The 15,033-nt window shown below is 71.0% G+C and carries 14 protein-coding genes, 1 pseudogene and 1 riboswitch; of the genes and pseudogenes, 10 read left to right on the top strand and 5 right to left on the bottom strand.

Annotated features, from left to right (window positions below; all coding sequences use genetic code 11):
• Positions 1–91 precede the first annotated feature (91 nt).
• Both ON41_RS04785 and ON41_RS04780 read left to right on the top strand, forming a co-directional pair.
• Positions 92–1,297 carry a GNAT family N-acetyltransferase gene (locus tag ON41_RS04785; RefSeq protein WP_040745490.1) on the top strand — a complete coding sequence of 402 codons (1,206 nt, stop codon included), beginning with the start codon at positions 92–94 and terminating at the stop codon, positions 1,295–1,297.
• Between the two features lie 108 nt (positions 1,298–1,405).
• On the top strand, positions 1,406–1,795 hold the full coding sequence (locus tag ON41_RS04780) for a YccF domain-containing protein (RefSeq protein ID WP_218003357.1): 390 nt from the start codon (positions 1,406–1,408) through the stop codon (positions 1,793–1,795).
• Positions 1,796–1,799: 4 nt separating this feature from the next.
• Here ON41_RS04780 and ON41_RS04775 read toward each other — a convergent pair whose 3' ends face one another.
• Complete coding sequence (locus tag ON41_RS04775) at positions 1,800–2,237, bottom strand: MarR family winged helix-turn-helix transcriptional regulator (protein ID WP_040745486.1); 438 nt, start codon at positions 2,235–2,237, stop codon at positions 1,800–1,802.
• 62 nt (positions 2,238–2,299) lie between these two features.
• Between ON41_RS04775 and ON41_RS04770 the strand changes: the two genes are divergently transcribed.
• Together ON41_RS04770 and ON41_RS04765 are read left to right on the top strand one after the other, a co-directional pair.
• Positions 2,300–2,536, top strand: a complete 237-nt coding sequence (locus ON41_RS04770) for a DUF2530 domain-containing protein (RefSeq protein ID WP_040745521.1) — start codon at positions 2,300–2,302, stop codon at positions 2,534–2,536.
• 104 nt (positions 2,537–2,640) lie between these two features.
• Positions 2,641–3,255, top strand: a complete 615-nt coding sequence (locus ON41_RS04765; RefSeq protein WP_221332832.1) for a TetR/AcrR family transcriptional regulator — start codon at positions 2,641–2,643, stop codon at positions 3,253–3,255.
• A 3-nt stretch (positions 3,256–3,258) separates the two neighbouring features.
• Here ON41_RS04765 and ON41_RS04760 read toward each other — a convergent pair whose 3' ends face one another.
• Both ON41_RS04760 and ON41_RS04755 read right to left on the bottom strand, forming a co-directional pair.
• Positions 3,259–6,027: a sacsin N-terminal ATP-binding-like domain-containing protein gene (locus ON41_RS04760; RefSeq protein ID WP_040745519.1), complete on the bottom strand. Its 2,769-nt coding sequence runs from the start codon at positions 6,025–6,027 to the stop codon at positions 3,259–3,261.
• 1,064 nt (positions 6,028–7,091) lie between these two features.
• Positions 7,092–7,838: pseudogene (locus ON41_RS04755) on the bottom strand (DUF3027 domain-containing protein); the annotation flags it as partial.
• Positions 7,839–7,885: 47 nt separating this feature from the next.
• On the opposite strand from ON41_RS04755, the gene ON41_RS04750 reads away from it, so the two are divergent.
• From ON41_RS04750 to ON41_RS04740, 3 genes are read left to right on the top strand one after another with little or no spacing between them, the layout of a single operon-like run.
• Entirely contained in the window at positions 7,886–8,668 is a 783-nt protein-coding gene (locus tag ON41_RS04750; RefSeq protein ID WP_040745484.1) for a glutaminyl-peptide cyclotransferase, read from the top strand.
• A gap of 33 nt (positions 8,669–8,701) precedes the next feature.
• Positions 8,702–10,411, top strand: a complete 1,710-nt coding sequence (locus tag ON41_RS04745) for an MFS transporter (RefSeq protein WP_051160972.1) — start codon at positions 8,702–8,704, stop codon at positions 10,409–10,411.
• A 33-nt stretch (positions 10,412–10,444) separates the two neighbouring features.
• Entirely contained in the window at positions 10,445–10,981 is a 537-nt protein-coding gene (locus ON41_RS04740) for a DUF2771 domain-containing protein (RefSeq protein WP_040745483.1), read from the top strand.
• A 48-nt stretch (positions 10,982–11,029) separates the two neighbouring features.
• Here the strand turns inward: ON41_RS04740 and ON41_RS04735 are convergent, their stop codons facing one another.
• Entirely contained in the window at positions 11,030–11,443 is a 414-nt protein-coding gene (locus ON41_RS04735) for a cold-shock protein (RefSeq protein ID WP_040745482.1), read from the bottom strand.
• Positions 11,444–11,623: 180 nt separating this feature from the next.
• Here ON41_RS04735 and ON41_RS04730 point away from each other — a divergent pair, with 180 nt between their 5' ends.
• Positions 11,624–11,857, top strand: coding sequence for a hypothetical protein (locus tag ON41_RS04730; RefSeq protein WP_040745481.1), 234 nt, complete (start codon positions 11,624–11,626; stop codon positions 11,855–11,857).
• A 273-nt stretch (positions 11,858–12,130) separates the two neighbouring features.
• Positions 12,131–12,316: riboswitch (cyclic di-AMP (ydaO/yuaA leader) on the top strand.
• Between the two features lie 9 nt (positions 12,317–12,325).
• Positions 12,326–12,982 carry a transglycosylase family protein gene (locus tag ON41_RS04725; protein WP_040745480.1) on the top strand — a complete coding sequence of 219 codons (657 nt, stop codon included), beginning with the start codon at positions 12,326–12,328 and terminating at the stop codon, positions 12,980–12,982.
• 77 nt (positions 12,983–13,059) lie between these two features.
• Here ON41_RS04725 and ON41_RS04720 read toward each other — a convergent pair whose 3' ends face one another.
• Positions 13,060–13,248, bottom strand: a complete 189-nt coding sequence (locus ON41_RS04720; RefSeq protein ID WP_040745479.1) for a hypothetical protein — start codon at positions 13,246–13,248, stop codon at positions 13,060–13,062.
• 99 nt (positions 13,249–13,347) lie between these two features.
• Here ON41_RS04720 and ON41_RS04715 point away from each other — a divergent pair.
• Positions 13,348–15,033 (top strand): helicase-associated domain-containing protein (locus tag ON41_RS04715; protein ID WP_157185356.1); only part of this gene is annotated, 1,686 nt, incomplete at its 3' end.

The raw sequence follows: 15,033 nt of genomic DNA, 5'->3' as shown, positions 1-15,033 counted from the left end.
GCGTACGACAACGGTGTCGGGCCCTCCGCGCTCCGGCGCGGCGGCCGTTAATCACGTGCGTTGTCCCCCTGCCGCGTGCGATCGTCGAACGATGGCGATCCCATCCGGCATCACGATCAGATCGGCGACCGAGGCGGACCTGCCCGCCATCAGAACCCTGCTGGCCAACGCGTTCGGCGGACCGCTGACGCCCGAGGCGGAGCGGGTCTACACCGAACAGGGCCCGCTGCTGTTCCCGCTGGAGCGCCGTGTCGTCGCGCTCGACGGCGACCGGCTCGTCGGCCATACCCAGGACACGACCATGACACTGACGGTCCCGGGTGAGCGCACCGTCGCCGCGAACGGGGTCGCGGGCGTCGCCGTGGCGCCCACGCACCGGCGGCGCGGCATCCTGCGCGCGATGTACACGGAGATGCACCGGCGGACCGAGGCCGCCGGACTCCCGCTGACCATCTTCACCGCCAGCGAGGGCACCATCTACGGCCGCTTCGGTTACGGGCCCGGGGTGATCGAGAACCGGGTGACGATCGACCGCCGATTCGCCCAATTCCGGCCCACCGCACCGGATCCCGGCGGCGTCGAGCTGACGCGGCTGGACGACGCGATCGAGATCCTGCCGCGGATCTACGACCGCTGGCGGCGGCGGATACCGGGCGGTCAGGCGCAACCGGATCCGGCGTGGCAGACCAAACTGGCCCGCTTCGGCGATCACAACGCGATCTTCGCCCTCGTGCACGCCGACGGGTACGCGCTGTACCGGCACGAGCGGTCCGGACCCGACCTGACGGCCGCGGTGATCGAGCTGAAGGCGGTCACCGACGAGGCCCACGCCGCGCTGTGGCGGGTGCTGCTGGGCCTGGACCTGATCACCACCGTGGACGCCCAGATCGTCGACGACGACCCGCTCCCCTATCTGCTCACCGATCCGCGCCTGGTCCGCACGACCGGCCGCTACGACGGGGTGTGGGTCCGGGTGATGGACGTCCCGGCCGCGCTGTCGGCTCGCGGCTACCAGGGCGACCTGGACGTCGTCCTCGAGGTGCACGACCCGTTCCGCGAGGCGGGCGGCACGTTCGCCCTGCGCGTGCGCGGCGGCGACGCCGTCTGCGAGCCGACCACCCGCGAACCGGATATCGAACTCGGCATCGACGTCCTCGGCAGCCTCTACCTCGGCGCCCACCGCGCCCGCGTCTTCGCGGCCGCGAACCGCCTGCGCGCCAAGGACTCCGAGGCCCTGCGCGCCTTCGACGCCGCCCTCACCGCCGAACGCTCCCCCGAACTCGGCTGGTTCTTCTGACCACCCCGTTCCCGCCTCCCGCGCCCGTCCGACGCTCTGGAAACCGTGCGGGAGGGTGGAGGGGGTGCGTGGGCGGGCGGGGGCTGGCATGCTGGGGATGTGTCGCTCATCCGGTTCGTGCTGAACGTGCTGTGGCTGGTGTTCGCCGGCTTCTGGTTGGCGGTGGGCTACCTGCTGGCGGGGATCGTCTGCTGCATTCTGATCATCACCATCCCGTTCGGCATCGCCTCGTTCCGCATCGCGGCGTACGTGCTGTGGCCGTTCGGCCGGGAGGTGGTGGCGCGGCCCGACGCGGGCGTGCCGTCGCTGATCGGGAACATCATCTGGTTCCTGGTGGCCGGGCTGTGGCTGGCGATCGGGCACGTGGTCACCAGCATCCCGCTGTTCGTCTCGATCATCGGGATCCCGTTCGGCTGGGCGAACCTCAAACTGGTCCCGGTCTCGCTGATGCCGCTGGGGCGGGAGATCGTGCCCAGCGACAGTGTATTCGTGCGCTGACCGGCTACTCCGATTCGGCCACAATCTGTTTCATGATGGAGACCGCGTCGTTCAGGACCTTCAGCTGATCGGGCGGCAGTTCGGCGAGCCGCTCGGTCATCCACGCCTCGCGCGCGTTGTTCTCGTCCTGGATCAGCGCGAGTCCGGCGTCCGACAGCGACACGATGACCTGGCGGCCGTCGGTGGGGTGGTTCTTGCGTTCCACCAGTTGCAGTTCCGACAGCGAGGCGATCACGCGCGTCATCGACGGCGGCTGCACCCGCTCCTTGGCCGCCAGCGCCCCCGGTGTCATCGCCCCCTCGCGGTTGAGGGTGGCCAGCGCCGACAGCTGGGTCAGCGAGATCTGCGCATCGGCTCGGCGGCCTCGCAGGTGTCGCGTCAGACGCACGACCGTCAACGAGAGCTCGGCGGCCAGCGCACGGACATCGGAAGGCGTTGTCACAGAGGCAAACGATACGGGAACGCCACGCGGGTGACGCCCGTTCACGCCGTAAGGTGGACATCGTGACACAGAACGTGCCGGAAATCCCGCCGCGGCTGACCGACCCCCGGCCGGTCCTCGCGGTCGGAACCGCGCTGTGGGCCGTCGCGACCGTGGTGGTGTGGTTCGTCGACGACTGGGCCGACGCCCGGCCGATCTGTCTGATGGGCTTGGTCGTGGGTCTGCTCGCCTACACCATCTTCGTCATCCAGCGCCGGGGTGCGCGCCGCGGCGACAAGGGCGCGCAGACGGGTCTGTAAGCGATTCGTCCTACCTCTTGGTCACACGCCCACGACACACTTTTACGGCGCGCGAATTGACTGTTCGGCTCCTTGCCGCTTAACTGCGTTGAGTGTCCTCCCGATTGAGCGTCGAAGAACGTCGAGCCCACCTTATCGAGGCGGCCATCGGACTCGCCGAAAAAAAGGGCGTAGCCGGTGTGACCACACGCGATGTGGCTCAGGCAGCAGGTGTTTCGCTCGGTGTGGTGCATTACTGTTTCGAAAACAAGGACGCGCTGATGACCGAGTTGGTCAAGGCGTTGTCGATGGAATTACGCGATTCCGTGGAGACCAACGAAACGGTCTGGCAGGACGTCGGAAGTGGAAAAGAATCGCTTCAAAGTTTGGTGCGCGCAAGCCTCGAACTTCTGTGGTTGAACATCGAAGCGACGCCCGAACGTCAGTTGCTGACCTACGAGACCACCACATACGCGCTGCGGGAAAGTGAACAGACTCCGGCGAAACTCGCTATTGCGCGAGAACAGTACGCGTTCAACGACTCCACCGTCGCCGATGTCCTCGAGCACGCCCGCGACGCCACCGGAACGGAATGGCGCGTCCCGGTCCAGACCCTGAGCCGCTTCACGCTGTCGGTTATCGACGGCATCGTGCTGCGCTGGCTGGTGGACAACGACAGCGCCGCGGTGCGCGGCCAGCTCGACGTGCTCGCGGAGATGGTCACCTCGTACGCGGGCTGACACTCACTCCGGGGTGGGCTGCCGCTGGACGTGCGTGGCGCCGTCCGCGCGCCACCAGGGCACCGCGACGGTCGCTTCGTACGTACCGGACAACCGGACGCGCAGCCGCTCGTGCAGCACGAGCGGGCCCTCCAGGGGCGGCAGGCCGAATTGCAGGCGCAGGACGACTCCGAGGGGTTCGGCGGCCCAGCCGGTCGGCGTGCCGTCGCCGACGATCTCCGCCGTCACCGCCTCCGAGACAAGCGGCAGATCGAGCAGCGTGGCCAGCGCGGGCGCGGATTCGATATCGCCGACCACCAGCCGATCCGGCGGGACGGCCAGGCCGTACCAGGGCCGGTCCAGCACCAGCGCATCGGCCGGATCGATAACCGCACCGGACAGGGCGCGGACCCGCTCGGGCAGGGCGAGATCGTCGAGGTCCAGCGTGTCCGCCGCCGCGGCGAGCAGGGCGTGCGTGCGGGAAATCGCCTCGGGGGCAGGGGTTTTCGCGGGATCGGCCAGTGCCTCCAGCAGTGCCGCGGCCAGTTCGGGGGTGATCGTGGCCGGATCGGCCAGCACGCCGCGCAGGGCATCCAGGTCGGCGGGCGCGAATCCGGCCAGTTCCGGGAGCAGATCGGCGAAGACCGGATCGGCGGGGGCACGGAACAGGCCGAGGGGCATCCCGTCGACGCGGGCGTGCCGGCGCAGCCACCAGGTGGTGTAGCCGTCGCGGTCGGCGAGCAGGCGGCGGGTCGCGGGTTCGGACAGCAACAGCCGCAACGCGTTCGGCCACGCGGCATCGTCCACCAGGTCCAGGTCGCGCACGGCGGCGAACTCCGGCGGATCCTCCGGCAGGCTCTCCCACCAGCGCTCCTCGTCGTCGAGATGGTGGTCCGGTCCGGTCGGATCGCTCTCGGTGACGACGGTGAATCCCCAGCCGACGCCGAGGGCGCGCAGCGGCGCCGCGCCGTACCGCTCGACCAGCGCCGGATCGACCGTGCCGAAGGGGGAATCGGCCACCAGCACTCCGGCCAGCGGGGCATCGGGGAGTAGCAGTTCGTCGGCGGGCAGTGTTGCGCCGGTGTCGTCGGGGAGTTCCAGCAGGCCCAGCCAGGAGGGCAGTGCGGCGTCCGGACCGGGCGCGGCCAGCTGGGCGGCGAGGCTCAGGACGGCGTCGACGGTGTCCGGGTCGCCCGGCTCGTGCTCCAGTTCCGCCCGCAGCGCCGGATCCTCGAGCAGGTCCGCGGCCGTGATCGGGCGGGCGCCGAGCCGGCCCAGCAGGGGATGCGCGGCCTCCGGGTGCACGAGGCGGGCCCATCGCACCGGGATCGGCAGCTCCAGCCGATCGTCGAGCACGGCCGTGCGCGGGCCGGTGACGAGGCGTCCGTCGGCCAGCGGCACCGCCAGGGCGCCCAGTTCCTCGACGGACAGCGGATCGGTGACGAACGGTTCCAGCGCGTCGTAGAGCGAGTACCACCACTGCGGCGCGCGGTCGAGGCCGATGGACAGTTCCGCGATGCGAGTCAGGCCGATGCGGTGCACGTCGAGTGTCGCCAGGGCCTCGGTCTCGGCGCGGCCGGAGAGTTCCACCGTCACCAGCGGGCCGACCATCTCGGCCAGTAGCTCCGCCAATTCCGCTGTGGCGCCGGGGAATACGGTGGCGCGCACGGGCGCGGCGGTGAGTTCCGGGTCCGCGCCGGTAGCGACGACGGGCAGCCACGGCGTGGTGCGGAGTTCGGCGACGAGGGCCTCGCGCAGCAGTCCGTCGACCTCGCCGCGAGCGAATCCGGGCGCGGGGACCAGGACGAGGCGGTCGCGCGGCGGCAGGGCGCGGGCGAAATCAGCGTAGCCCGCGGCCAATTCGGCGATCGCGGAGCCGGGGAGCAGGCGACGGCGGTCGGGTTGCATCGGAATGTCGGCCACGAGCAGGGCCGGGAGCGACAGTTCCTCGTCGGAGCGGGTGGGGGCGCGCAGCACATCGGGTTCGGCCGGACGCGGGCGGCCGGACCGCACGGGGAGCAGCCAGCGGGCGCGGTCGGTCGCGTACTGCCACCAGACGCGGTCGTCCTCGCCGGGAGCCGTGATCCGGAGTTCCTGCACCCCCTCACCGAGATCGGTTACCGCACCGGTGGTTTCGTCGTCCTCGATGCGGATGGAACGCAGTGCGGGCAGTTCCACGAGGAGGTCGACGGCCTCGGCGCGCATGGCGGCCAGCAGGGCATCGATATCGATATCGGCGGCGAGCCGTATGACGACCTCGCTGTCGAAGCCATCGGCGGGTGTGTCGGCGATGGGCCAGGCCAGGCGCAGCACCGGCGGGACGAAGGCGCCGGGATCGTCGGGGATGCGGATGTCGTTGTCGCGCAACTGTTCCCATGTCTTCGACCGGGAGAAGGAGAGGGAGCCCGTCCTGGAGCGGAACTCGACCTCGTCGCCCGCCGACAGCACGGCGGTGAAACCGACACCGAATCTGCCGACGGTGGATCCCGCGCCCGGCTTGGCCGACACCCGGAGCGCCGTCAGCGCGTGGACGCCGGAAGTCTCCAGCGGCACACCGGTATTGGCGATATGTAGCGCCCGCCCGTCGAGCCACACCGCGAGCCGCCCGGGTACGCCGGCCTTGGCCGCGGCATCCGCCGCATTCTGCGCCAGCTCGGTCAGCAGCCGATCCCGGTACCCCGCCCGCACCAGATCAGCCTCGGTGGCGGCGTCCTCACGCAGCCGAGTCGGCGAATCCCGCCAGGCGGCGAGCACCCCCGCCCGCAGCGCCTCCGTCCCGAACGGATCGGCCACCACCCCGACGCCGCTCAGCTCTCCCCCGCAGCCCCGGACTCACCGCGCTGCACCCGCACCGCCGCCACACCCCACCCCTCGCTGTACTGCCCCCGAGGAGCCTCCTGCTCCCCCTCAGCTGCCGTATCTTTCGCGATTCCGGACGACGCGTCCTCACCAGGCGCAGCCTCAGTGCTCTCCGACGGCACACTCTCGACGGGTACGGACGACGCGGCTTCGGGCGAAACATCCTCGGCAGGAACCGACGAAGCGTTCTCGGACGACACTGCCTCAGCCGACGCACTCTCAACGGGCATCGACGAGACACCCTCGGCCGACACAGCCTCAGCGACCTCAGCCGACGCACTCTCAACAGGCACCGACGAGGCACCCTCGGCCGATCCACCCTCGGTGGACTCAGCCTGCACAGGCTCGGCGGGCGCGGACGGTTCGGCCGTCGTGTCCTCGGCAATGTCGGTGGCCGGCGACGGCGTAGGCCCGGTCGGAACATCGTTCGCAAGCTCGGGCGAGGAGCCCTCGGCGGGTTCGGGGGACGCGGCTTCGGCCGGTGCGTCGGCGGTGAGACCTGCGGCGGCCGTGGCGGATTCGCCGACCTCGTCCTGGCGTGCGCCGGTACCCACGGCGTCGGTGACCGGCGCGTCCGCCGGATCCTCGGCCGCGGCGGAGTGCCGATCGGAGTCCACCGGTGCGGTGGTGCCGACCGCGCGCTCGTCTGTCGCGGCGGGACGGTCATCCGCAGAGTCGGTCCGCACGGCTTCGGACGGTGCCTCGACCTGCGCCGCACTATCCGCCTCGACGAGGTCGGTCTCCGCCGGAGCGGCCGCAGAGGATTCCGTCACGGCATCGCCGATGGGCACGCCCGCTTCTCCCGCACCGACGATGGTGGCGGAACCCGTATCGACCGAATCGTTCTCGCCGTCGGCCTCGGCGCCAGCGGATTCACCCGCGTCGGCGGCGGGGGAATCCGGCTCGTCTGCGCGAGCGTCCGCGGCGGGTGTGTCGGCCTCGTCTTCGGACGTAGCCGTGACGGGTGTGTCCGCATCGTCGCCCTCGACACGCCCGGGCTCGGAGGTGTCCTGAGCGGACGGGCGGAGTTCCTCTTGCGGGACGACCTCGACGGCGGCGTCGTCGTAGGCCTCGTACAGGGGCGAGCCGGAGCCGGCGGGGGCGGGCGTATCGGAGTGGGCGCCACAGCCGTATTCGGTGTGGACGACGTGGCCGTCGGCGCCCATGGCATTGCCGCAGACGCCGAAGGCGGCGCGCAGCGCCCCGGCCAGCGGGACGAAGAAGCCGCACACGCCGCAGGTTCCCGGGGCCGCACGGGCCATCTCGGTGTCGGGTCCGTATTCGGAGTACCAGCGCTCGGCGGCCTCCTCGCGACCCTCGCGGCTGAGGACCTGCGGGCGGCCCAGGCCGATCTCCTCGGCCACCTCGTCGACCACCGGATCCCCGGTTTCCAGGTACCCGGGCACCAGGCGCGGGTCGCCCGGGGGCGGGGCGAGCAGGTCGCCGGGCGCCAGGTCGCCGGGCCGCACACGCTGATCCCACGGCACGAAATCGGGACCGACCAGTGCGTCCGGGCCGGGCAGCAGCGCCGACTCGCTCACCGTCGCGTGGTCGGCCTCCGGGGGCGCCGCCACCACCACGGCCCACTGCCACCCGCGATAGCCGGGCAGCGTGGCCTCGAAGTGATGCGTGGCCGCGCACTCGTCCTCCGCGGTCACGCCCAGATGGTCACCGACGCCGGTCGGCTGCAACTCCCCTAGCGCACGACGGGCCAGGTCGACCGCCCCCGCCAGGATCGGTCGCACGCCGGACTCCGAAACAGAAACTGCGCTCACGCCCTACATTTTGCCGTATGAAGCGCAAACGCCGTGCGTGGGCCGCGACCGGGCCGATCCTGCTGGCCGCGGTGTCGACGGGAGCCGCCGCGTGCGGAACCCCCGATACCACCCCGAAGCTGCGCGTCGAGGTCGTGGCGACCCGCCCGCACGACCGCGCGGCCTTCACCGAGGGCCTCGAGATCGACGGCGGAACGCTCTACGAGAGCACCGGCCTCGAGGGCCGATCCGAGGTGCGCGCCTCGGATCCGGACACCGGCGCCGTCCGCGCCCGCGCCGAACTCCCCGCCGAGTACTTCGGCGAGGGCGTCACCCGGGCCGGGCCGACTGTGTGGCAACTCACCTGGAAGGACGGAACGGCCTTCGCGCGCGATCCGGCGACCCTCGCCGAACGCGGGCGGGCCGGCTACGACGGTGAGGGCTGGGGGCTGTGCACGCACGGCGACCGCCTCGTCATGAGCAACGGCACCGGTACCCTCACCTTCCGCGACCCGGCCACCTTCGCCGTCACCGGATCGGTCCGGCTGGCCGGCCACCGCAACGCGAAACTCAACGAACTGGACTGCGCCGCAGACGGTTCGGTCTATGCCAATGTCTGGCCGACCGACCACATCCTGCGCATCGATCCCGACACCGGCGCGGTACTCGCCGATATCGATGCCGGTGGCCTGCTGTCCCCCGCCGATCGCGCCGGCGCCGACGTCCTCAACGGCATCGCCCAGCTGCCGGGTACCGACCGGTTTCTCATCACGGGAAAGTATTGGCCGGTCCTGTTGGAGGTCCGCTTCGTCCCGGCGTGAACGGCACGGCGGCCGGACCCATAGACTCGATGTGTGGCTGCCTCCCGCGATTCCTCCGGAACCGATCCAGGTCCGTGGGACGGCGAGGAGTATCCGCTCACCTCGCGGCACCCCGGTTACGACCGATACCCGCCGCCCCCGAGTGCCTCGTCCCGCCGTCCTCTGCCGCCGCTACCCGGTGGCGGCGACTCCGACGTGCCCGCGTTCGTCACGCGCCGGATGTCGGCCGGGGAGCCGCCGCGCGACCTACCCCCGCGCGGGAGCGCGCTACCCGACGAGCCCGCGACCACGCCGGAACCGCAGGCAGACCCCGCGACAACCCCGGAACAGCACCACGTTCCGCGCAAGCTGACGGTGACCCGCGTCGTGGCGATGCGCAGCCGCGAACTCACCGAGAAGGGCATCAACACCTTCCAGCGCGCGGCCAAGGCCGACGGCGCCGACGAATCCGGGCTCACCGCACTGGTTTACGCGACGATGGCCAACTTCGCGCTGGACGCCGCCCTCGGCGTCGCCCTGGCCAACACCCTGTTCTTCGCCGCCGCCTCGGCCGAGTCCAAATCGAAAGTGGCGCTGTATCTGCTGATCACGATCGCGCCGTTCGCGCTGATCGCGCCGCTGATCGGCCCCCTGCTCGACCGCCTGCAGCGCGGGCGCAGGCTGGCGCTGGCCGGTTCGTTCGCCGCGCGCGTGGTGATCGCGATCCTGCTGATCTTCAATGTGGACAGCTGGGCGCTGTATCCGCTGGCGCTGTGCATGATGGTGCTGAGTAAGTCGTTCGCCGTACTCAAGAGCGCGGTCACGCCGCGGGTGCTGCCACCGGGAATCGACCTGGTGCGCACCAACTCCCGGCTCACGGTGTTCGGGCTGGTGGGCGGCACCCTCGGGGCGGGCGCGGTGGCCGGGCTGGTGGCCGCGGTCGCCGGTTCGCCGGGCGCGCTGACGCTGGCCGCCCTCATCGCCGGCGCCGGGACCTATCTGAGCCTGCGCATCCCGTCCTGGGTCGAGGTCACCGAGGGCGAGGTGCCCGCGACCCTCGGCTACCACGGCGGCGACACCGAGACCCTCCGCGACGGCGAGAAACCGGCCAAGCCGGGTAAGCGACGGCAGCCGCTGGGCCGCTCGGTGGTGACCGGCCTGTGGGGTAACGGCACGATCCGCGTGCTCACCGGATTCCTCACCTTCTATGTCGCGTTCGTCGCGAAGTCGACCGAGCACCGCCCGGTGCAGCAGGCCGCGATGCTCGGCGTGGTCGGCGCGGCGGCGGCGGTCGGCAACTTCACCGGCAATGCCACGGGCGCGCGGATGAAGCTCGGGCGCCCGTCGCTGATCGTGCTGATCTGCACGGCCGCCTGCACAATCGTCGCGCTGTTCGCGACGTTCGCCAACAACCTGCTGGGCGCGGCGGTGGCCACCCTGGTGGCCGCGGGCGGGAGCGCGCTGGCGAAGGTGTCGCTGGACGCCTCCATTCAGGACGATCTGCCGCCGGAATCGATCGCGTCCGGATTCGGGCGCTCGGAGACGGTGCTGCAGCTGGCCTGGGTGATCGGAGGCGCCGGCGGGGTGCTGCTGCCGACGTCGTACTGGAAGGGCTTCGCGGTCGCCACGGCCGTGCTCGCGGTGGGGCTGATCCAGACGTTCGTCAGCTACCGTGGTCATTCGCTACTGCCCGGGCTGGGCGGTAACCGGCCGCAGCACGCCACCCAGGAAGTGGCCGGCGACGCGCCGCATCCGGCCGCCTAGTACCGATTCCGACGACCGACAGGACGAACAGCCATGACCAAGCCCGGCACCCGCACGATCCTCGCGCTGGCGGGCGCTGCGGTGCTCGTCGTGGTGGTCGCCGTCGCCGCGGTGGTGGCCGTCGCGGTCCGCGGCCATTCCGAGGCGGACCCGCGGATCACCGCCTACGCGCACGGCACGTCGGCCACCGTCCCGCCGTATCGCTTCTGCACGGTCTCGCAGTCGGATGCCAACGGCCAGCTGGGTTTGCAGTGCCGCGAGAGCGCCACCACGGTCACCCTCGACACGACCTCGGGCGCCCCGCTGCAACTGTCGCTGCCGAAGCACATCGCCGACGCGCCGTGGGTCATGGTGCTCGAGTACACGCTGCCCGACGGCACCGCCGTCCAGCGCCTGGGGTCCTACCGCGACTACCCCGAGGGCACCCTCGCGGTCACCGTCCCCTCGCGCCCGGAGCCCGACCTGCGCCTGGCCGGCGTGGAGATCCAGCTGGTGATCCCGACCCGGGACGAGACCGGAGCGGAATCCTTCGCCCCCTACCAGGCCTGGTCGATTCGCACCGCGGCCTGAGACGACACGCCACCTCGCCCCCCTGTCCCGGCACGCTTTCGGCCGGGATCAGTGGTCCAATTCCCGCGCGACCCCCCGCACCACCTCGGCGATGCGCTGGGCGGTCTTGCGGTCGGGGTACCTGCCCTTGCGGAGGTCCGGCTGCACCTTGGCCTCCAGCAGGGTGATCATGTCCTCGATCATGCCGTGCAGGTCGTCGGGGGCCTTGCGCGGATGAGCCGGGGGCTCCTTGCGGGTCTGGGCGCCGCGCACCGAGGGCAGCGGCTCCAGCAGCTTGAGGCTCAGCGCCTGGGGGCCGCGCCGGCCCGCCGCCATCCCGAATTCCACTCGTTGCCCAGGCTTCAGCGCCTCGACACCCTTGGGCAACGCAGACGACCGAACATAGACGTCCTCCCCCTCATCCTGGGAAAGGAAGCCGAAGCCCTTTTCGACGTCGTACCACTTCACCTTGCCGGTCGGCACTGCGCTCACCCGTTCGTCTTCGATGCCCGGACCACCCGGGCACAATCGTTGTCCCGGAATCGATTCCGGGACATTTCCCTGTGCGAAAAGAACGCGCCCTACACAGGTATGCAGGACGCGAGTGCCATCGAGTCTACCCCGGTGCCGATACCCGAAGCACACCAGTTTTACGGTGCAGTAATGCCCGAGTCTTCCTCGCACCGCCCGTCGCGCCGATCCGGCGATCTGCTGCTGTACGCGGCCCTGGGCCTCTTCGCGATCGGCGCGCTGGCGATCGTCGCCATCTTGCTCACCCCGGTCGTCACGGACGGCACACCGGGACTGGCGCTCTATCTGATCGCCGTGACCGGAACGCCGCTGGGGTTGCTGCTCGCGGTGATCTTCGCGCTGCGGTCCGGGCGCCGCGCGCGCTGAGCCACCCCCTGATTTGCCAGATACGTTATCCCCTACACGTGTGATCTTCATCACATAACAGAACGGTCACGAGACGGTCACGGTCGATGCTCTACCGAGACACGCCGCACTTACCTGCACAGACGCCTGACGGAAGGTGTTGGGCCGGACCGTGACCCATCCATACACGCCGGTTACCAAATAGTGATTTTTCCCGCGGATCGTCGTACGGTCTAACCCAGCCGGGAGCAGTCCCGGAACCACCGGCCCGCCGCACCGAGCCTCGCCCCGCGGGTACGGACCCCGACGGAAACAGGGGCGAGGGCGGGGAACCCACGTTCCCTACGCAGGGAAGCGGGAGTGGTCCGCCAGATCACTTCCTTGGGGTGAAGTCCCCGAGGGCCGCGAGGCGCTCAGGGACCGGACGGCCTCTCAGTCCGAACCCGACAGCTCACCTCGCAGGCGCGTACGAGAGGAAGACGACCCGATATGAGTGGACGCCACCGCAAGCCGACCAACACCGGCCGCACTGTCGCCAAGGTCGCCGTCACGGGTGCGATCGTGAGCGGCGCAGGTATCGCTCTCGCCGGTAACGCCTCCGCGGCTCCCGACAACGAATGGGATCAGCTCGCGCAGTGCGAATCCGGCGGTAACTGGGGAATCAACACCGGCAACGGCTACCAGGGCGGACTGCAGTTCTCGCAGGGCACCTGGGCCGCGCACGGCGGCACCGAATACGCCCCCTCGGCCAACCAGGCCAGCCGCGACCAGCAGATCGCGGTCGCCGAGAAGGTTCTCGCCAGCCAGGGCTGGGGCGCATGGCCCTCCTGCTCGTCCCGTCTCGGACTGAGCGGCGCCGCCGAGCAGCGCACCGCGCCGGCCGCTCCCGCCCAGCAGGCGCAGCCGCACTGGAGCCCCACCACCGAGAGCCAGCCCGCCCCGCAGGCGCAGCCGCAGCAGACCACCGACGGCAGCCAGGAAGTCTTCCAGGCCGTCGACAAGGCTCTCTCCATCGCTCAGGCCCAGGGAATCCAGGTGCCGCAGCAGGCGATCGACGTCTTCAACGCCGCCAAGGCCAACAACGTCAAGCTCGACCCGGGCGTGGTCGACTTCTTCGAGGCGAACAAGGGCCTCCTGCCCAACTGAGGCATTCGAGGCCGATTTCGAGCCAACGACCAAGGCCCCCGGACCATTCGGTCACGGGGGCCTTGTCGTGTGCGCGGTCAGCGGTTGATGACCGTGTGCGGATGCACGTACGGCATCTCGTCGGCGGGCACCGGGAATTCGGTGTCCTCCCCGTAGGGCGAGAGCCCACCCGAACGGGTCGACGACAGTTCGGTGACCGCATGGTCACCGTTGGCCAGCTTCGGCCATCCGTTGTCGACATAAGGTTTCTTCGATTTGTTCACCACGGCCTCATTCTGGCATGAAACCGATCGGTCATGGCCCGGCCGGGTCGGTGTGGGCGGCGGGCCCAGCGGTCCACCGCGCCCGGCCGTACGCTGGACGGGATGACCACGACCGACGACGCACCCCGGGCCGGGGACGAACACCCCGCGAGGCCAGGGGCGGCCGACGGCGTACCGCTGGCCGATTGGCTGGCCGCTCGCACCGACGACGATCTGGTGACCCTGCTCGAGTTGCGGCCCGATCTCGCGGTCCCGCTGCCGTCCTCGATGTCCGTGCTGGCGGCGCGGGCCGAACAGCGCGCCTCGGTCCTGCGCGCCACCGACGAACTCGACACCCTCGAATTCGCCATCATCGAGACCCTGGCGGTACACGACGCGGCCTATCCCGGCCGGAAGGCCGCCCCGCTCCCCCGCACCCGCCTGCACGACCTGCTGGGCGACCGGGTACCGGCCGCGAGCGTCGACGCCGCCGTGGCCCGGCTCACCGACCGCGCTCTCGCGTGGGGCGCCGACAAGCTGTACCTCGTCGCCGCGGCCAAGGACGCGCTGCCCTGGCCGCTCGGCAGCACCACCGAGATCCCGGACGCGCTCACCGAGCCGGAAATCGGTGCGGCGCTGAGCGAGATCGGCCCGGCCGAGCGGGCCCTGCTCGACAAGCTGGCCACCACCGGCCCCCGCGGCCGCACCCGCGACGCCGCCCCGGGCACCCCGCCCGAGCGCCCGATCCAACGCCTGCTGGCCGTGCGGCTGCTCGACTGGGTGGACGAGGAGACCGTCGAACTGCCGCCCGCGGTGGGACAGGTCCTCCGCCGCGAGCCGGTGACCGATCCGCACGCCCTGCGACCCCCGGCCCCCGAACCGGTCAAGCACACCGCCGCCGATGCCAACGCCGCCGCGGCCACCGAGACGGGCGAATTGCTGCGCCACTGCGCCGACATTCTCGAGGTGCTGGGCCAGACCCCCGCGCCCGCGCTGCGCTCCGGCGGCCTGGGCGTGCGCGAACTGCGCCGCATCACCAAGCAGACCGGTGTGGACGAGAACCGGGTGGGACTGCTCGCCGAGGTGCTGGCGGCGGCTCGCCTGTTGGACAAGGGAACTCCCGAACCGGCCCCGCCCTCCGATACCGTCGACGAGTTCTGGGCGCCCACCTCGGCCGCCGACGGCTGGCTGGACAGCCCCGCGGCCCGGCGCTGGGCCGTGCTCGCACAGGCGTGGCTGGAACTGGACCGCTTCCCGTGGATGATCGGCCGGCGCGACGCGAACGACAAACCCCTGGCCGCACTGTCGCTCGAACTGCGCACCGTGCACGCGCCCCGCGACCGGCGGGCCATCCTCGCCCTGCTGGCCGAACAGCAGCCCGGCGCGGCGCTCACCCCGGCCGATATCGCCCGTGTGCTGGCCTGGCGGCAGCCGCGCTGGCGCAGGCACTTTCGCACGGACGCGGTCGAACACACGCTGACGGAGGCCGCCGCGCTCGGACTCGTCGGACGCGGCGCCCTCACCTCGGCGGGACGGGCCCTGCTGCACGGCAGCGTCTCCGACGCCGAGTCCGAGATGGACGCCGCACTGCCGGACCCGGTCGACCATGTGCTGGTCCAGGCCGACCTGACGATCGTCGCGCCGGGCCCGCTGGTCCCGGATCTGCAGAGCCGCATCGCCCTGGTCGCCGATGTCGAATCCGCGGGCGCCGCAACGGTCTACCGGATCGGCGAGACGTCGGTGCGGCGGGCGCTGGACGCCGGGATGACGGCGCCGAACTGCACCAGCTGTCTCGGCGCACTCACGCAC

It is taken from the genome of Nocardia transvalensis NBRC 15921 (assembly GCF_000308875.1).
GTDB classification, from domain to species: Bacteria; Actinomycetota; Actinomycetes; order Mycobacteriales; family Mycobacteriaceae; genus Nocardia; species Nocardia transvalensis.
This window is presented reverse-complemented; position numbering and strand designations above follow the sequence as displayed.

Excerpts from the sequence above, each read along its gene's own strand:
- ON41_RS04785 (WP_040745490.1), top strand. The coding sequence starts at position 92 with ATGGCGATCCCATCCGGCATCACGATCAGATCGGCGACCGAGGCGGAC.
- ON41_RS04750 (WP_040745484.1), top strand. The coding sequence starts at position 7,886 with ATGAAGCGCAAACGCCGTGCGTGGGCCGCGACCGGGCCGATCCTGCTG.
- ON41_RS04740 (WP_040745483.1), top strand. The coding sequence starts at position 10,445 with ATGACCAAGCCCGGCACCCGCACGATCCTCGCGCTGGCGGGCGCTGCG.
- ON41_RS04730 (WP_040745481.1), top strand. The coding sequence starts at position 11,624 with ATGCCCGAGTCTTCCTCGCACCGCCCGTCGCGCCGATCCGGCGATCTG.
- ON41_RS04725 (WP_040745480.1), top strand. The coding sequence starts at position 12,326 with ATGAGTGGACGCCACCGCAAGCCGACCAACACCGGCCGCACTGTCGCC.